This window comes from Paenibacillus sp. J22P143 (assembly GCF_059692035.1).
This window is the reverse complement of record NZ_JCAUAQ010000002.1, coordinates 283,311-299,408: the sequence shown is the minus strand read 5'-3', so window position 1 is coordinate 299,408 and position 16,098 is coordinate 283,311. Positions and strand designations below refer to the sequence as shown.

The following is a 16,098-nucleotide window of genomic DNA, read 5'->3' as shown; positions in this document are numbered from 1 at the left end:
AGAAAACGAAAAAGAGAGCCGCATGAAGCGACTCCCCAATTGAATATTATAGCACTTTAGACAAGAACGATTTCGTCCGTTCCTGGGTTGGTGCCTCAAAAATTTGATGCGGCTTGCCTTCCTCGACAATGACGCCTTGCTCCATGAACATGACGCGATCGCCTACTTCACGCGCAAAGCCCATTTCATGCGTAACAACAACCATTGTCATGCCTTCTTTGGCCAATTGCTTCATGACGTTAAGCACTTCGCCGACCATTTCGGGATCAAGCGCGGAGGTAGGCTCATCGAACAGCATGATCTTCGGCTCCATCGCGAGTGCGCGTGCAATCGCAACGCGTTGTGCCTGACCACCGGATAAAGAGTCCGGAAGCGCGTTAGCTTTATCTGCGAGCCCAACCTTATTTAATAGCTCCAGCGCTTTCTTCCGCGCTTTATCTTCCGGCCATTTCCGTACTTGGATGGGTGCAAGCATAATATTATCAATAACCTTCATATGCGGGAACAAGTGAAACCGTTGGAATACCATTCCCAAATCCATGCGGATCTCATTAATTTTATTCGCAGGATTCATGAGATTACGACCATCAATGGTGATCGTTCCGCCATCTGGCTGTTCCAGAAGGTTCAAGCATCGTAGGAACGTGGATTTCCCTGAACCCGAAGGTCCAATCACAACCAGCACCTCTTGATGCTGAATTTCCGTACTAATGTCACGTAGAACAACATTATCTCCAAACGCTTTTTTCAGGTTCTTTACTTCAATTAAAGCGGTCATCGTTATACTCTCCTTTCGATATAGCTAAGAAGCTTGCTAAGAGAGTAGGTAAGAATCAAATAAATAAGTGCAGCTGTTAAATACGGCTCCCATACCTTGAAATATTGGCTGCGCATCGCATTGGACCAATACATAAGTTCAGGTGCAGCGATGATCGCAAATAGTGAGGAATCCTTGATTAGCACAATAAATTCGTTTCCGAACGGCGGAATCATTCGTTTAATCGCTTGCGGTAAAATAACGGATTTCATCGTTTGGAAATGTGTCATTCCCAGTGAATGCGCGGCTTCTGTTTGGCCTTTATCAATGGATTGAATCCCTGCACGGAAAATCTCAGCCATATACCCTGCTGAATTCAAGGACAAAGCCACAATTGATGCAATGATTGGGTTAGTAGAGCCTAAGAATAAGGGTACAACACCAAAGTGGACAAGCAATATTTGAACCAGCAGCGGTGTGCCGCGGAAAAAATTAACATACATACTAGTTGGCCATCTCAGATAGCCGCGGTGTGACATTTTGCCTAAACCAACTGCCAGCCCTAATACAGAACCGAAACAAATGGAGAGAATGGAAATACCAATCGTCCATAGCGTTCCTTTCAGCAGCAAAGGTAAATAATCAATAATGATGTCAAAGCGAAATTCCATTCCACACTTCCTTTCTTATTCTTCTACTCACAGAAGAAAAGCATGCGTAAGGTAAAGTCACGCATGCTTTTGAACTTTTTATTTTTGTTCTAGCAATTTCTTCGTATCTGGGTCTTGACCGAACCATTTTTTGTACACAGTCGCGTATGTGCCGTTCTCGATAACTTTCTTAATCGCTGGATCAAGCTTCGCTTTAAGGTCGCTGCCTTTAGGAAGCAAAATGCCGTAGTACTCGGATTCGAAATTTTTCGAATCTGCAATCGAAACGAATTTTTTGTTTGGATTATTTTTAACATACTCACGAATAATAGCAATATCCGCAACAACCGCGTCTACACCGTTACTCTCAAGTTCCATCAGCGCAAGCGTGTTATTATCCATACGTTTCAGGGACTTGTTATCGCCACCCATGATTTTCGTCATCAGCGTATCCGCCGTAGTTGAGATTTGAACGGCTACTTTCTTATCTTTCAAATCGACTGCACTTTTGATCGGGCTGCCTTCTTTAACAAGAATCATGTTCGTTGACTCGAAGTACGGAGCTGAATAATCATATGTTTGTTTACGCTCATCTGTAATCGATACGCTGGAAATACCGGCTTGATACTCTTTACCTTGTTGAACGCTCGTCAACATCGTATCCCAACCCGTGTTGGTAACTGAATAAGAAAGACCTGCTTCTTTCATCACTTCAGCAAGGAAGTCGATATCGAAACCTACCACCTTGTCTTTATCCATATATTCCATCGGTGCATAAGCTGCATCTGTTGCAAATTTAACTTTTGTGCCACCGCTATCTTTGGAGCCACAACCTGCCATTGTCAAAACTAAAGCTACCGCAACTACTGAAATCATTAATTTTTTCATCATTTTTCCCCCGTTCTATGTAATGGACGAATCATATATTAACATTTGGTCAATAAAATAACAACATCTTTATTCATAAAATAAGCAAGGAAATTGGAGGAAATGTGAATTTCCATGCATTTTCAGTTTCATGCACAAAACTCATGAGCTGCTTTGTTGATTTGACTAAATCTTAAAAACGCTTAGGTCTAAAATACCTAAGCGTTCAAGTTTGCAGTGTGGTTTTTCTACATCATTTTCAAAATGGCTTCCCTGCCCGTCATCCCAGCAAAAATACCAAGGTCTTCCGCTGTATGGGTTACTGATTCAAGCGGCGCTTCCAGGAGCTCCTCGATCGTTCGAACCCCAGTGGCTCGTGCCGCTACAATATTCCTGTCACTTAATCGCTCATTGAGCAGCGCCACATCGAGGGCGCCACACATAATGTAACCTTTATCCGTTGTCACCACTAGCAATGTCGTCTTCGGTAATTTAACCTCAATCGCGATTGCTGTATGTCCTTCAAGAAGAATGGGTTCTACGCGCATCATGCTCTGCACAGCTCCTCTTCGCAGTCTTACGGTAGTATATGCGCCTGCGGCTAGTACGGTGTGAGATCGCTGTAAAGATATTGTGTGATTTTCCAATTTATTGTGAAAAGGCCATTCCTTATAAGTCACAACCTCATTAAAGCTCTCCGCTCCGCTTGTGGTTTACAACCTTTACAAACGCCAACAACTCTCCCCTGTTCATCTGAGTAGAAGGACAATTTCTTTTCCTTCTTCCGGCAAAACGAACACATTTGCTTGTTTATTTTTGAAGATTGTTTACCTTGTAAAGACATTTTAATAACCTTAGAAGCAGCCATCTTATTTCTAATTTTCAAATGAATTGTATACACCAAAAGAAGGACAACAAATAGGATGATAACGAGTACGATCCACTTCATGGCTCAACCTTCCTTCATTTTATTTTCATTGCTATTCGATAAATCCATCGTACTTCTCCAGTGAATAGTAGGCAATACAAATATTACCTATCGCCTTTATGGATGTCAGCTTGGATGTCAGGTAATTGTGAAAGGAAGCTACATTTGGATATGATATCATGATATAGTAAGGATAAGTGCGATTTCAGTGCGGTAAGGAGGCTATGATGAACCAACGGAATGCAAACACAAGTCCGAAAAAAGGACATTTATTCACCGTAGAGATTTTAATTGAAGATGAGACAAATGGCCTGGCAATGGAAAAGCTCCTTCATTTGTTAAATGTAGACACGATCAAAGATTATCAAATCCTTAAAGGTATTCAACTTGGTCAACTCATTGAACTGAACACGAAACAAGGAAGCTCAGCTTCCCTACATACAAATAAAAAGCCTTCAGCTCCTACGCCAACACCAGCGGGGCGAACGACAAATTCAGAAGCTGCCATGCATATTGTTGAACAGTTAGAGAAATTCAAAGTCAATAATACCTTGATCCGTTTGACGGTGATCAAAGCACAAGGTATCAAGCTGAATCTCCCTTGTCGAATCCTTAATTTTGATACAAGCAGCCAGAATGTTACCGTCTATCATGACGATGAGAAGAAAGTTTACCTGTTTAAGCTGAATGAAATCGATGATTACGTGACCACGGATTGAATAAGAAAAGGTACCTTTGCTGACGATCCGCAAGGGTACCTTTTTCTCATTCACCTGACGCAGCAGCAGCCGCAACAGAAATGCCATTCCTTAGCATATGCTCAAGCTCCACGCTATCCACAGGAGGACTAAACCAGTAGCCCTGAACCTCGTTGCATCGGTTTTGATATAAGAATTTCAATTGATCTTCTGTCTCTACACCTTCAGCAATAACCTTCAGATTCAAATGATGCGTCATAGCAATAATCGTTGTAACGATAGCCGCGTCATTCGGATCCACCATAATATCTCGTACGAAAGACCGGTCAATTTTCAGCTTATCAATCGGAAACTTCTTCAAATAATAGAGCGAGCTATAACCTGTACCGAAATCGTCGATACTCACATTCACGCCAAGTTCTTTCAGTTCAAGCAGCGATTGTATCGCATGATCAACATCCATCGTCATACTTTCGGTAATTTCCAGCTCCAAATATTGCGGATCCAGCCTGGTCTGTTCAAGAACATGACTAATTTTCCCTATCAGATTATGCTGAAAGAACTGTCTCATCGATAAATTCACTGAAATGGGAATAGGGGAATACCCTGCCGACTGCCATGTCTTATTTTGCTTACAAGCCGCGCGCAGCACCCACTCGCCGATGGGGACGATCAATCCGCTTTCCTCCGCTAATGGGATAAAATGATTGGGCATAACCATGCCCTTCTCCGGATGATTCCAACGAATCAGCGCTTCTACCCCAACAATTCGCCCTGTTTCAATCTCTACCTGAGGTTGATAGTAGAGAACGAATTCTTCATTGACTAGCGCTCTGCGAAGCTCATTTTCCAGCTTCAAACGATTGATAGAAACAGATTTCATATCATTATTGAAAATCTGAAAATCGTTTCTGCCCTTCTCTTTGGCCCTCGCGAGTGCAATATCCGCATATTTCATCAATATGTCCGCTTCGTCCGTATCTTCCGAGGAAATCGCGACGCCAATGCTTGCAGTCACATGCAGCTCATATTGCTCAAGGAGGAAAGGCTTCTCCAATACACGATTAATTTCCGCAATGACGGTCATAACATCATTCACATCTTCAACATTTGAATAGAAAAAAGCGAACTCGTCGCCTTCCGTACGCGCCAGGAAATCCTCCGCAGTCAGGCATCGCGTGAAACGCTCAGCTAGCTGAAGAAGCAGCATGTTACCATAATCATGTCCAAAGCTGTCATTCACAAGTTTAAAGCGATCAATATCTAAATAAAACACCGCCACTTTATGACCATTGGATTGGAAGACACGAAGTCGTTCATTCAAATGATCTTTAAATAACCGCCGATTTGGAAGCCCGGTCATATCATCGTAATAGGCCATATAACGGACTTGCTCGTCACCGCGCTTACGTTCCGTTACATCCTGACAAATCAGAATGTTTCCTTTAGAATGGTGATGGATATCGACAGGAACAGCTGTTACAAATAAATCGACACGATAACCGCACTGATGATGCACCGAAGTCTCAAAGGTGTATGGGAGACCGTTTCTGCTTTGTTGCAATTGCCACTCTGTCTGTTTCAACTGTTCTTCCGTTACAATGCCCGTAAACGGTTGATGCATGAGCTCTGCGACCGAATACCCCAATATCGATTCCGCCGCTTGATTCATCCGAATGAATTTGCCCTCCGCATTAAAGATTCCGATCGCATTGGGATTATGTTCAAAAAGGGAATCCAGCACACTTAGATACGCATGATCCCTTGGCAGTTCCTTTGGCATAAGTTGTTGCCTCAGATTCCTATTCATTCGCAATAGATACAGCAGTACGAGTGCACCCAAAAGACAAATCCATGGGGCATACGGCTTTATGAATAAGCTAACGAATATGGCTGCGACGACATATACGCCAATATAGAGCCGATTTTTCACGAATTGGCCTCCTTATTTGGTTCTATCTTCGTTAGGGAAGCATTACATTGATTTCCGATCTTACTCCCAGTTGTTGTTAAGCCATCACGCTCTAATTTCCAATCATTGCTTTCTTTCTACAAAGGTTGTTCCATTTCCTGCTAACTTGCCATCAAATAAGAAAAGAGCCGAATTTCTCCGGCTCTTTTTCTTATTTTAATTTCAGTACAGCTAGGGCAAGGAGGATCCAGCCTACTAGGAAGCTCAATCCGCCTAGCGGCGTAATAGGTCCGAAGACCTTAAGACCTGTCGTACTCAAAGCATACAGACTGCCAGAGAACAAGATTATTCCGATGAAGATTGCCCATCCAGAGGCATTCACCAATGCGTTATTACCCAGCTTGTCTGACAGCAGCGCGATCACGAGTAACGCAACAGCGTGAATCATGTGATAATGAACTCCCGTTTGAAAGACATCAATCTTATCGGGAATTTTCGTTTTCAAGTAGTGAGCGCCGAACGCTCCTAATGCGACAGAAAGGAAAGCATTTAAGCTTCCAATCAACATAAATATTTTCATCATACGACTTTATTTCCTTTCACAACGAATATGAATTACTCGACTTCCCCAATATCATGCTGACCCACAATCAATCGAACAGGCTCCAGGAAAACACGCGTCACCGTGGGCTGCTCAATTAAATTAACTTCAATATCTTCGATCTTGTAACGAATGGTCTTACCCTCACGCTTGTCATAGACAACATCGAACTGCTTCAAGCCAAGTTGATGAATAAGAACAGAAGAACCAATAGCGACTGCATTAGATTCAAATTCCCCATGTTCAAATAACACTTCAGACAAAATTTCATCACTCATATCGACAATCGTAACGTACTGGCAAAATTGGTATCTCATGATAATAATCCCCCTTGAATTGGATAAGTTTAGGTATAAGTACCCATTCGCCGAAAATTGTCGATAATCCTGCTACTTTCATGATTCCCCACATTTTTTAAATAAAATCCAACAAATATATGGCAATCGGTATGGTAAACATGCTAAATAGTGTCGATGTAAAGACAGCCTGTGAAGAAAACTCGGCCTCATTTTCATACTCTATGGCAAGGAGTACACTGCTCAGTGAAGTAGGTACTGCGCAGGACAGAATTAATGCCTTTGCCGTCAAGCCATCAATTCCTAGCATCCAAACGACGAGAAAACCTAGCAGTGGGCTAATCGCCAAGCGAAGCATATTCGACAACAGCACATTGGAGAAATGAAACTCCCATTTCATCGCACCGAGCTGTACACCTAAGGTCAACAACGCTGTTGCCATAAAGGCATTTGCAATGTAGGTCACAGGGATATGGATCGAGGATGGCACTGGGACATGATAGTAACGCAATAACAATGCTATGGGAATTGCATAAATCACCGGTAACGAGAGAATCGTTTTCATCGTTGCTTTCCAAGAAGCTTTATGAGCGTTTAACGTATAAATCCCATAGGTATTGGGGATGAGCGACTGCATAATCATAATCACGATTTGGATGGATAAGGTATAAGCATTGCCGCCGAAAACCGTTTGATTCAACGGCAGCGCGTAATTCGCGCTATTATAGAAAATAACACTATTCCGCATGGCGATCCGCATACCGCGCTGCAACTTCTGTATGCGAATAATCACTTCTATGATCGCGAATAGCAGGCTGAAGAAAATAACAAAAAATAAAAGCACCTGCATAAGTATGGAGAGACTCATTTCGGATTCATAGAGCTTCACAAAAACAAGTGCAGGCGAGAACACATAGAAATTGAGCTTCGAGAGCGTTCGAATATCAATGCGAAAGGCGCGATACATGGTCACGCCTATCGCGATCATAATGCAAATTGGAACAATATTATTGATAAGAATATACATGAAATAATTCATTTCAAAGCCTCGATTCATCGAGAATCCCCATGATGCTCCTTATATTGAAGCATTCACGCTTGTAATAATTCGTTTCAACTGTGTATTGAAATTCGTAATTTCCTCTGGCGACAATCCACTCGATGCAAACAGCGTCTGTGGAATACAGAGTGCCTGCTCGTAGAGAGCTTGCCCCGTCTCAGTGATGTGGATGAGTACGACCCGCTCATCTTCCTGTGAACGGTTCCGAACAAGCAGCTTCTGCGCCTCCATTCGTTTGAGCATCGGCGTCAATGTTCCAGAATCCAGGTCAAGCTTCTCACTCAGCTCCTTTACTGTGCTTTCCTTTTGTTCCCAGAGCACTAGCAGAACGAGATATTGCGGATAAGTGATGCCAAGCTCCTCGAGAAAAGGGCGGTACATACGAGTAATCGCTCTGGAGCTCGCATATAAGCTAAAACAAAGCTGATTCTCCAGCTTCAAAAATTCACTGCTGCTCATTGTCGTTTCCTTTCCCACCGTCATATTGTGAACAATCGTTTTGCTTCCAATTTAAACAAAAAGCCTCCGACTGTCAATACAAAACGAAAAGAGCGCCCATCTATCCGGCGCTCTTCCGCTTAATCAAGTTTACTTATTTAATATTTTGACTTTTCACATACTCCAACCATTGCTGTTGGTATCGCCGATCATTGTATAGTTCGTATAATGGATTCATTGTCCGTTAAGGAGCCGGAAATGATGAGTAGGAAGTCAACCAGGTTTGATCCCCAAGATTTATTCGTTGTATTTACAAAACCAGTATCACAATTAAACATATTGTATGCGATTGCAATAAAGAGAACAAATGAAATAATATAAGGTAAGAACATCACGGACTGCGTAATTTTCTTAAAGAAGTCAAGAAATAACGCGCTCATCCAGAAAGGAATGGAAGAATGATGAAATGGTTAAGTGCTCACGAAAACCAACTCCAAATTATTTTTGACGAGGCAAAAGAAGCCGTACGACAATTCCCTTCTCCATTGGACCAATTAGGACTTGCTTATTTAGCTAAGTTTGACGCGAGTAACGAGGGGAGTACCAAAAATTATATTTGTTATCTCCTCCCTTATTGGATGGAAGATATTTGTGAGCTGACTACAGAAGAGTTCAACAAGCTATCTCTGGCAAATATATTCGTCATGCTCTATTACTTCATTCAAGACGATATTATGGATGCCGCCAAAGGGGAACATTCGAGCAAGCTGCCGCTTGCCAACTTATTTCACATCCAATTCCTATCCCTATATCGTGAACTTTTTCCTTCTAGTTCCCCTTTCTGGAGCCATTATGAAACGTACATCATAGAATGGTCCAAGAGTGTAACGAATGAGCTTCAATCGGATTACTTCCATAATGACAAAATGCAAATTGCCAAGAAAGCTAGCCCCGTCAAAAATGCCAGCACAGGGGCTCTTCTTCTCGCCAATCAAGCTCAGCTACTACCCGCTGTCACAGCTGTTGTTGAACAAACGCTAGTTACACTTCAAATGCTAGATGACTGGGCAGACTGGGAAGAGGATCTGGTAGAAGGATCGTATAATTGCTTGTTAGCCTCTATTCGACAGCATTTGAACCTTACGACAACAGTTGAGCTAACACCTGAAATGGTTAAACAGCAGCTCTTCGTCCACGATTATTTGGCGGTTTATGCCAAGATTGCTGATTCCCATCATGAGCATTTGCTAAGCCTCTCTGTAGGCATGGCGCAGATCGTAGATTTCCATGATTCCCTTGTGCAAAATATTCATCGTGTAGCCCACGAAATTAAAGAACGAAGAGCCGAGTTAGTCTCTGGTGGGTTCTACTATTTTTTGTCTAATTCTGATAAATTTTGATAGATTAATAGATAAGAACATGATATACTTTTACTTGTAGGTAAAATTACCCATGTGACTAGGAGTGATTAGAAATGTCCACAAATGAAAGCCTAAAAGCACAAATTATTCAAAAAGCTTGGGAAGATGAAGCCTTTAAACAACAACTTCTATCCAATCCGAGAGTAGCGCTTAAGCAAGCATTTAACATTACACTTCCTGACGACATTAAGGTTAAGGCTGTTGAAGAAACATCAACAGAATTCGTTCTAGTAATCCCTACAAACCCATCTAAGATTTTGGTAGCATCGAATGGTGCAGAAGCAATTTGGTAGAATAAAAATAAGGTGTTCCGTTGAATTAGCGGAACACCTTTTCTTATTTTACTGTCACATTGGGAAACCGTATAATAACTTCTGTACCCAAGTATCTTTGGCTTTTAAACTCAATATGTCCTTTCATAATCTCGATCAGACGAAACGTAACCATTAATCCTAGCCCGGTCCCCTTTGTCTTCGTAGAATAGTAAGGCTCACCTAATTTCGTCAGCTGCATGGGCTCGATTCCCTCGCCATTATCCTTGATATGGATGAATACCTCATCATTTTTTTCATAAGCCCAAATATGAATTTGCCCATCGACTTGAAACGCTTCGATACTATTCTTGATGATGTTAATCAAGATTTGCTTGAGCCTCGAAGAATTTCCGTAAATGTGTAAATCAGAAGACACGCTGACTGTAATCCGTCCACCATTCAGCGTCGCTAGAGGCATAATAATACCTTCAATTTGACCAATTTCCTTGCTCACATTCAATTCCACGATCTCATCCAGCTGTGGCTTCGCAAACGTCAGGAAATCTGTAATAATGACAGAGGCCCGATCCAACTCTTCGATCGCGATCATCATATACTCTTTGTTCTTGTCATCCGTTCTAGCAGCAACAAGCTGCAAGAATCCCCGTGTCACCTGAAGCGGATTTCTCACTTCATGCGCAACCGATGCCGCTAAGGCACTAATCATTTCCATCTTTTCAGAAAGCTGCAGTTGGTGATTATAAAATTCTAGTTCCTTCGAATAGTTAGACATCTGCTCTTGGTTAATAGCAAAACGCCTGCCCAAAATCACGATGAGTGCAATAATAAATCCAACCACACCAAATTTCCACAAGAAGAACTGATACCTTTGATCATTGGAGTAGTAAAGAATGAGATCAAAAGTCCCCATTAGGGCAAATATGGCGAAGCCTGATGAGAAAATAACAGCCTCTCTATTGCCTCGTATAACAAAAAAAATGGATAAGCCAATCATCATAATAAATTGGAAGATCATAATCACGCTTAGAACGGTAAGTGTGAAAAATACATAGGTATCAATAAATTGATAGTGATTGAGCTGATTAAACAGCATAAGGATAATACAGAAAATCGAATAGCCTATTTGAAATTTACGGAAAATACGAATCCATTTAAATCTGCCATTGTCGAATATTTTTTCAAAAAAGTATGTAAGTGAGGGTAAAAATATGGCCAGTGAAATATCGAATAAATCCAGGAACACAGCCCCGAACTGGGTAAAATTAGCGTACAGGAATGGGGAATACGTTAGAAAGATCGTGCCTAGCGTAAGAATGATTAAACTCAGAGAAATCCAGGTAGCCCGCCCAATTTTTTTTAAATAAAAGGAACAAATGAGCATGATCACAGCTATAAAAAGAAAGCCAAATCCGAGAATTATGTTCTGTAAATCCCGAAATATATATGTACGCGTCAGAGTTGAATAATGATCTAATCGGATGTCAGATTGAATACCTAGTCGGTCCATGGATGTCTGGAGCTTCAAATAGACAGTTCCTCCTGCATCCTCCGCACTTAATGGAAATAAACTGCGCTGCTGATCCGTAGGGTAATCAAACATAACTTCATGCAGGAGTCGATCGCCAATGTATACCGATAACTGTTGTGCATATATCTCATCGATATACATGCCGTAGTCCTTTGGAAGTTCTGAAGGAAGTTTAATTCGAACCCAAGCTGTAGAAACCTCTTCCGGCTTTTCAGGTATCTCTGTGCCACCCTCGATTGTCATCCAGTGAAGTTCACCTGAAGAAGCGATGACATCTTCGATCTTATCAGCAGCCCCTCCCCATAGTAGATCCCACTTCGAAATCGCTTTCATTCCTCCCGATTGCTCCGCGCTCGCATGAGTAGCCATAAATAATAAGCCAATAATAATAATTAACCATGTTTTCCATCGTAATTGACGGATTTGAAGCCATCCTTGCATGTATTCACCTTCCCCCAGATGCCTGTAAGTAATTTACATTATTTAATTCGACAGGGTTCGGAGCTTTCCTTCTTCATAAGGTAAACATTCTAAAAACAAAATGAAACACCCGCTACCTGGATTAGGTAGCGCTCCTTAATTGTCAGTGTAGGAGGATGAGGAAGAGTATGTGACTGCTGAGCAAGCAAAAAAGCCATCCCCAAGTAGATCCTTCTCTACTCGGAAACGGCTCTCCGTCCGGTTCGCTGCCTTACAGCTTCAATCGATACATCGCTTTGTTCTCCAACCCGCGGATCATCGGTGTCCACGGTTCGGACTCCGGTGTGATGAGCAGCGTATCCTCGACCATTTGCAGCTTCGCATCCATGGAATCGATGTAATGAAGCGCGACAGCCTCCGGAAGCTGCGGCAGTACAGGACTTCCCCACTCCGGCAAGTTGTGGTGGGACAATACAATATGCTGCAAGCCAATGACGAGGTCCGATTGCAGATCTAGACCCAGATGCAGAGCAGCCTCTGTAATCCAGTTGGAGGCCATAGAGATGTGCCCCAACAGCTTCCCTTGCACGCTATAGTCCGAAACGATGCCAAGCTGTGCGATCATTTCCTCTGGCTTCGCGATATCATGAAGGATAATGCCTGCTTTGATCAGGTCAGCATTCAGGAATGGCCGCTGTTTGCAAATAAATTCGCCAAGCTCCAGCATCCGCACGATATGATAGGCTAGTCCCGCGAAATATGCATGATGATGCGTTTTGGCAGCAGGATAATGGTCCAGCTTATCCCCGACCTTCGCCACGCAAAACGAGACAATTGACTGAATTGTTGGATTTGAAATACTCGCCAAAACGCTGTTGATTGTATGAATCAGATCCGCTGGACTGATCGGTGCAGAGCGGATAAAATCAGTGATTTGCACGCCATCTTCGGGCAGCGCTTTGCGAATCTTCCCGATTTTCACTTGCAAGCGTTCGCGGTACATTTGCACAAGTCCCTGTACCTTTACTAAGGTCATCGGGAAAAAGGTCTCTTTATCAGCGATGCTGACATCCCACATCTTGGCGGATACTTGTCCACTCGCATCACAGAGTACAATATCCATGAAATCCTTGGCAGGTGTTGTATTGGTCTGTTTAACTTCCAACTCTTTAATTAAGTAAAAACCCGTAAATTCATCTGGTGCTTGTAAATGTTTAATTAATGTCATGTGTGTGCCTCCAATAATCAATAGAAACATTATACTACGAAATGCTCCCAATTGATTAGTGGCGTACCTAGAAATTTATACCGAATTCCTGAGCTCTAGCAGTTTAACTCTATTTGCAAAGCAGAAAAACACCTCAGGATCCTGCGAATGCAGGGATTGAAGTGCTTTATAAGTGCTTTTAACTATCAACCTGTCACATGACATACTCACGAAACACTTCATTCAAATACACATACTTACTCTCTGGGTATTTGAAACCAAGAAAGAAGCCGGAGAAATCAATGTGGGCAGAGACTAATCTCCGACTCGTTACCTTACTCCGTACCAAATGATTCAACTTGGCCTCATTCTGCGTATTAATCGCCTTGACCAAATGTGCCGCGTAACTAGGATTGCAAATGATTTCCCGATAAAGCGGAATGACCGCCATCGCAATCGCACGATTAATCGTGGAGCTGAACGTGAACTGCACCTGTCCTGGACGAATCGTCGTCCCGTTGGTGATCACAAGAAGTGGTTTCGGCAAAGGGAAATCCACGAACCAACCCACGCCATTGGACGCCAAGGAGGATACAGGTTCTGAGCCGATGACCGAACGCAGCAGCTTATTCATGCGTGCAATATCGGCCTCCCGCACGGCCTTCGCCCATTGTACTGAAAAAGTACGGCTGCTCGCTAACTTACGGTAGAAGGGCAACATGACCCTAGCAACCTTGCGGATTGCGTATACGCGTTGTTTAATTGGCTTTGTAGCGTGCAAGCTAACTTTTGAATGTAAACTCACGAGTTTATGATGCTGTCGGCTTTTCCCCATCCTGTATCCACTCTCCTCAAACAACCCTATAGAGTAGACTATTGCTTATGGCGGGGGATGGTGTGGGCTTAGGCAGAAACGTCGATCAACATCTGTTACCAAAGGCAGACGAGTGCCACTAAACTAAAAAAGTCTGATTGAACTCACGATTACCTCGTCCCTAACCTCGTTCCACTCCCAGTTGTAGCCTAACACTTCCGCGAGCTTCGCCCAGCTTACGAGCACAAAATTATTCAACACATGTACGTCCGCCGAAGGAATCGTTTCAGTCCTTCCCATGGAAGCATATAGGATACGCTTGTTTTCTTCATCGTACGTGGCATCTCCAAGACCAAGTTTCTCGAATGTTTGATTAAGCGGCACCCAAGGGATGCCTGCAATGACAATTGGCTTGATCCCGTTGTAAGTAATCGCTCGACCTTCCAGGCTGATTCGGATAAAGGGCAGATGATGTGCGACCGTATTGCCTTTCAACAATGTAATCAGCCCCTTGTCTAACTCTGTTTTTTCTGCTACAGAAAGATGGGCAATTTTGTCCTTCGCGAATCTGTCATGCAGCTTGATCTGATACTTACTCTCCATCCGTTCATGAAGCCGAGCAAATTCCGCTGGCGTCGTCGACTTCAGGCTTCTCCCTTGCATCTGCGCCATGAGTACACCTATCGTCTCTCCTGCCATTGCCCCGTTCGACTGAATTCTTACGCTTCCATATGCCACTGCAGTTGCTCCAACAAGCTTCCCTGCGGTGACGACATTGTCATAATCGTGAAGCAAGTAGCTTCGCAGCGGAATGCCATATTTATCCGGTCTGCCGATAGCCAGTCCCTCCCGATTGGAACGCGATCCTTGAATGTCCATGAAATATCCACCAATGAATTTCCCCATCGCCCTGATTAAGAATGTTCAAGCCTCGTAAATTGAGTTCACTCTTATTGTGCAGTTCATAGGCCGCTACGATTGGCGGAAATCCATAGGCGATGTGGGAATTCACATAGCTTTCAGGTCCATATTTATGAGCACGCTCGATCTTATCCATTGCCCAAAAATGAGTTTGAAACTTGTCCCAATCGACTCCTTTAAATTTCATCATGTACGTGCCACTCATATACTCGCGTTCCTTAGTTCCATAAAGTGCTTCTAACCCTGGAAGCGCTTGCACATTGAGTTTACGAATCAGCGCTGCGTCGTTCGAATTATCAACAACATACGAAGGCTTCACAATTCGCATTTTTTCCATCTCCGCCTATATAAGCAAGTGAAACGACCTTGCCGTCCGTCACTTTCAAGTCTTCCAGCACGGTGTTTTTCTCAAGTGGAATACCATCAATCAGTTTGTGAAAATAATGGGCAAACTCTGTTTTTTTACGAATGCTTCCTTTCGTGTACTGATGGAACAGCTCTTTCATACCGCCTTGCATGAGTGGGGCAGCTTCATCATCGTAAATTCCGTCGAGATAAAGCATCTCACCTTGGATGAGTTGGCCACCTAATCTCCCCTTCGTTTCGAGGATAAGTACATCGAGCCCTTCCTGTTTCGCCTTGTTTGCGAGATACATACCTTCGAGCTCTGTCCCCATGACAACTACATCTGGTCGAAAGGATGAATGCGCATGTAGCGTAAATTCCCATCACTGTCTCGGTGCAGTCCGAAGTATCCTAAAACTCCACCAACTGTAGTAATGATTACAAGCATTCCCAAGACGATTGTCGATTTCATATGATTGATTAACCAATTTCTCAAATTTCATCACCCTGCTGCATCGAATATGGTATTTATATGAAGTTAAGCATATCATTAAAGCAGGCGAACATGAAGAAAATAGTACTAGCAAGATGAAAAATAAAAGTCTGCCTGATCTCACTAAGTCGCAAGAGGTTGGGCAGACTTTTGGGGCATGATTAGATTCATCTAATTATTCAAGCATCCTCTTTGGTTATGGAGACCTCAGCACTGAAGTTATTTTCAATGATATTCGTAAAAAAGGAATCATGTCCAACATCGACAAGAAACGTTCATATCAGCCCGGATGATCTTCGTTTCAAAACATTGGAAGAAATCGAGAAACCGCATTCCAATGCGCTTATTATTGCCATGATGGATACCTCTGTTTCCATGGGCATTTCAGAAGTAACTAAAAAGTCTGCTTGATCTCCGTTACATTGCCGCGGAGATTAAGCAGACTTTTTGTGATTCAATGGGGCATT

19 protein-coding genes and 1 pseudogene are annotated in these 16,098 nt (G+C 42.8%); 4 read left to right on the top strand and 16 right to left on the bottom strand.

The window, feature by feature from the left end:
- Nucleotides 1-46: 46 nt before the first annotated feature.
- From AC58PQ_RS05115 to AC58PQ_RS05095, 5 genes are all read right to left on the bottom strand, one after another.
- A complete protein-coding gene (locus AC58PQ_RS05115; protein ID WP_497240888.1) occupies nt 47-778 on the bottom strand; it encodes an amino acid ABC transporter ATP-binding protein in 732 nt (243 codons plus the stop codon).
- A gap of 2 nt (nt 779-780) precedes the next feature.
- Complete coding sequence (locus AC58PQ_RS05110; protein ID WP_497240887.1) at nt 781-1,428, bottom strand: amino acid ABC transporter permease; 648 nt, start codon at nt 1,426-1,428, stop codon at nt 781-783.
- Nucleotides 1,429-1,506: 78 nt separating this feature from the next.
- Nucleotides 1,507-2,295 (bottom strand): basic amino acid ABC transporter substrate-binding protein, encoded by a 789-nt coding sequence (locus tag AC58PQ_RS05105; protein WP_497240886.1) that lies wholly within the window; start codon nt 2,293-2,295, stop codon nt 1,507-1,509.
- A 227-nt stretch (nt 2,296-2,522) separates the two neighbouring features.
- On the bottom strand, nt 2,523-2,825 hold the full coding sequence (locus tag AC58PQ_RS05100; RefSeq protein ID WP_477590140.1) for a YunC family protein: 303 nt from the start codon (nt 2,823-2,825) through the stop codon (nt 2,523-2,525).
- 125 nt (nt 2,826-2,950) lie between these two features.
- On the bottom strand, nt 2,951-3,223 hold the full coding sequence (locus AC58PQ_RS05095; protein WP_497240885.1) for a hypothetical protein: 273 nt from the start codon (nt 3,221-3,223) through the stop codon (nt 2,951-2,953).
- Between the two features lie 203 nt (nt 3,224-3,426).
- On the opposite strand from AC58PQ_RS05095, the gene AC58PQ_RS05090 reads away from it, so the two are divergent.
- The gene (locus tag AC58PQ_RS05090; RefSeq protein WP_497240884.1) at nt 3,427-3,921 is read left to right on the top strand and encodes a hypothetical protein; all 495 of its coding nucleotides are present in this window, start codon (nt 3,427-3,429) and stop codon (nt 3,919-3,921) included.
- Between the two features lie 46 nt (nt 3,922-3,967).
- Here AC58PQ_RS05090 and AC58PQ_RS05085 read toward each other — a convergent pair whose 3' ends face one another.
- From AC58PQ_RS05085 to AC58PQ_RS05065, 5 genes are all read right to left on the bottom strand, one after another.
- The gene (locus AC58PQ_RS05085) at nt 3,968-5,833 is read right to left on the bottom strand and encodes a putative bifunctional diguanylate cyclase/phosphodiesterase (protein WP_497240883.1); all 1,866 of its coding nucleotides are present in this window, start codon (nt 5,831-5,833) and stop codon (nt 3,968-3,970) included.
- 190 nt (nt 5,834-6,023) lie between these two features.
- On the bottom strand, nt 6,024-6,392 hold the full coding sequence (locus AC58PQ_RS05080) for a DUF423 domain-containing protein (protein ID WP_477590314.1): 369 nt from the start codon (nt 6,390-6,392) through the stop codon (nt 6,024-6,026).
- Between the two features lie 35 nt (nt 6,393-6,427).
- Nucleotides 6,428-6,730 carry a hypothetical protein gene (locus tag AC58PQ_RS05075; protein ID WP_497240882.1) on the bottom strand — a complete coding sequence of 101 codons (303 nt, stop codon included), beginning with the start codon at nt 6,728-6,730 and terminating at the stop codon, nt 6,428-6,430.
- A gap of 97 nt (nt 6,731-6,827) precedes the next feature.
- Complete coding sequence (locus tag AC58PQ_RS05070) at nt 6,828-7,748, bottom strand: AEC family transporter (protein ID WP_497241292.1); 921 nt, start codon at nt 7,746-7,748, stop codon at nt 6,828-6,830.
- 39 nt (nt 7,749-7,787) lie between these two features.
- Nucleotides 7,788-8,228, bottom strand: a complete 441-nt coding sequence (locus AC58PQ_RS05065; RefSeq protein WP_497240881.1) for a MarR family winged helix-turn-helix transcriptional regulator — start codon at nt 8,226-8,228, stop codon at nt 7,788-7,790.
- 437 nt (nt 8,229-8,665) lie between these two features.
- On the opposite strand from AC58PQ_RS05065, the gene AC58PQ_RS05060 reads away from it, so the two are divergent.
- Nucleotides 8,666-9,607, top strand: a complete 942-nt coding sequence (locus AC58PQ_RS05060; protein ID WP_497240880.1) for a hypothetical protein — start codon at nt 8,666-8,668, stop codon at nt 9,605-9,607.
- Nucleotides 9,608-9,681: 74 nt separating this feature from the next.
- On the top strand, nt 9,682-9,921 hold the full coding sequence (locus AC58PQ_RS05055) for an NHLP leader peptide family RiPP precursor (RefSeq protein WP_497240879.1): 240 nt from the start codon (nt 9,682-9,684) through the stop codon (nt 9,919-9,921).
- A gap of 43 nt (nt 9,922-9,964) precedes the next feature.
- On the opposite strand, the gene AC58PQ_RS05050 is transcribed toward AC58PQ_RS05055, so the two are convergent.
- The 6 genes from AC58PQ_RS05050 to AC58PQ_RS05025 form a co-directional block, all read right to left on the bottom strand.
- On the bottom strand, nt 9,965-11,872 hold the full coding sequence (locus AC58PQ_RS05050) for an ATP-binding protein (protein ID WP_497240878.1): 1,908 nt from the start codon (nt 11,870-11,872) through the stop codon (nt 9,965-9,967).
- A gap of 250 nt (nt 11,873-12,122) precedes the next feature.
- A complete protein-coding gene (locus AC58PQ_RS05045; RefSeq protein WP_497240877.1) occupies nt 12,123-13,079 on the bottom strand; it encodes a 3'-5' exoribonuclease YhaM family protein in 957 nt (318 codons plus the stop codon).
- Between the two features lie 193 nt (nt 13,080-13,272).
- Nucleotides 13,273-13,893 (bottom strand): hypothetical protein, encoded by a 621-nt coding sequence (locus AC58PQ_RS05040; protein ID WP_497240876.1) that lies wholly within the window; start codon nt 13,891-13,893, stop codon nt 13,273-13,275.
- A gap of 123 nt (nt 13,894-14,016) precedes the next feature.
- On the bottom strand, nt 14,017-14,751 hold the full coding sequence (locus AC58PQ_RS05035) for an FAD-dependent oxidoreductase (RefSeq protein WP_497240875.1): 735 nt from the start codon (nt 14,749-14,751) through the stop codon (nt 14,017-14,019).
- On the bottom strand, nt 14,693-15,121 hold the full coding sequence (locus tag AC58PQ_RS05030; protein ID WP_497240874.1) for a hypothetical protein: 429 nt from the start codon (nt 15,119-15,121) through the stop codon (nt 14,693-14,695). The genes AC58PQ_RS05035 and AC58PQ_RS05030 overlap by 59 nt, the downstream gene beginning before the upstream one ends.
- Nucleotides 15,090-15,470 (bottom strand): hypothetical protein, encoded by a 381-nt coding sequence (locus tag AC58PQ_RS05025; protein ID WP_497240873.1) that lies wholly within the window; start codon nt 15,468-15,470, stop codon nt 15,090-15,092. The genes AC58PQ_RS05030 and AC58PQ_RS05025 overlap by 32 nt, the downstream gene beginning before the upstream one ends.
- Before the next feature lie 376 nt (nt 15,471-15,846).
- On the opposite strand from AC58PQ_RS05025, the pseudogene AC58PQ_RS05020 reads away from it, so the two are divergent.
- Nucleotides 15,847-16,021, top strand: a pseudogene (locus AC58PQ_RS05020) (DUF444 family protein); the annotation flags it as partial.
- Nucleotides 16,022-16,098 lie beyond the last annotated feature (77 nt).

Bases quoted from the DNA above. Each gene is read 5' to 3' on its own strand.
- AC58PQ_RS05045 (WP_497240877.1), bottom strand. From the start codon at position 13,079: ATGACATTAATTAAACATTTACAAGCACCAGATGAATTTACGGGTTTT.
- AC58PQ_RS05060 (WP_497240880.1), top strand. From the start codon at position 8,666: ATGATGAAATGGTTAAGTGCTCACGAAAACCAACTCCAAATTATTTTT.
- AC58PQ_RS05030 (WP_497240874.1), bottom strand. From the start codon at position 15,121: ATGCGAATTGTGAAGCCTTCGTATGTTGTTGATAATTCGAACGACGCA.
- AC58PQ_RS05080 (WP_477590314.1), bottom strand. From the start codon at position 6,392: ATGAAAATATTTATGTTGATTGGAAGCTTAAATGCTTTCCTTTCTGTC.
- AC58PQ_RS05050 (WP_497240878.1), bottom strand. From the start codon at position 11,872: ATGCAAGGATGGCTTCAAATCCGTCAATTACGATGGAAAACATGGTTA.
- AC58PQ_RS05065 (WP_497240881.1), bottom strand. From the start codon at position 8,228: ATGAGCAGCAGTGAATTTTTGAAGCTGGAGAATCAGCTTTGTTTTAGC.
- AC58PQ_RS05035 (WP_497240875.1), bottom strand. From the start codon at position 14,751: ATGGACATTCAAGGATCGCGTTCCAATCGGGAGGGACTGGCTATCGGC.
- AC58PQ_RS05100 (WP_477590140.1), bottom strand. From the start codon at position 2,825: ATGATGCGCGTAGAACCCATTCTTCTTGAAGGACATACAGCAATCGCG.
- AC58PQ_RS05055 (WP_497240879.1), top strand. From the start codon at position 9,682: ATGTCCACAAATGAAAGCCTAAAAGCACAAATTATTCAAAAAGCTTGG.
- AC58PQ_RS05070 (WP_497241292.1), bottom strand. From the start codon at position 7,748: ATGAATTATTTCATGTATATTCTTATCAATAATATTGTTCCAATTTGC.
- AC58PQ_RS05040 (WP_497240876.1), bottom strand. From the start codon at position 13,893: ATGGGGAAAAGCCGACAGCATCATAAACTCGTGAGTTTACATTCAAAA.
- AC58PQ_RS05025 (WP_497240873.1), bottom strand. From the start codon at position 15,470: ATGGGGACAGAGCTCGAAGGTATGTATCTCGCAAACAAGGCGAAACAG.
- AC58PQ_RS05115 (WP_497240888.1), bottom strand. From the start codon at position 778: ATGACCGCTTTAATTGAAGTAAAGAACCTGAAAAAAGCGTTTGGAGAT.
- AC58PQ_RS05105 (WP_497240886.1), bottom strand. From the start codon at position 2,295: ATGAAAAAATTAATGATTTCAGTAGTTGCGGTAGCTTTAGTTTTGACA.
- AC58PQ_RS05110 (WP_497240887.1), bottom strand. From the start codon at position 1,428: ATGGAATTTCGCTTTGACATCATTATTGATTATTTACCTTTGCTGCTG.
- AC58PQ_RS05075 (WP_497240882.1), bottom strand. From the start codon at position 6,730: ATGAGATACCAATTTTGCCAGTACGTTACGATTGTCGATATGAGTGAT.
- AC58PQ_RS05090 (WP_497240884.1), top strand. From the start codon at position 3,427: ATGATGAACCAACGGAATGCAAACACAAGTCCGAAAAAAGGACATTTA.
- AC58PQ_RS05095 (WP_497240885.1), bottom strand. From the start codon at position 3,223: ATGAAGTGGATCGTACTCGTTATCATCCTATTTGTTGTCCTTCTTTTG.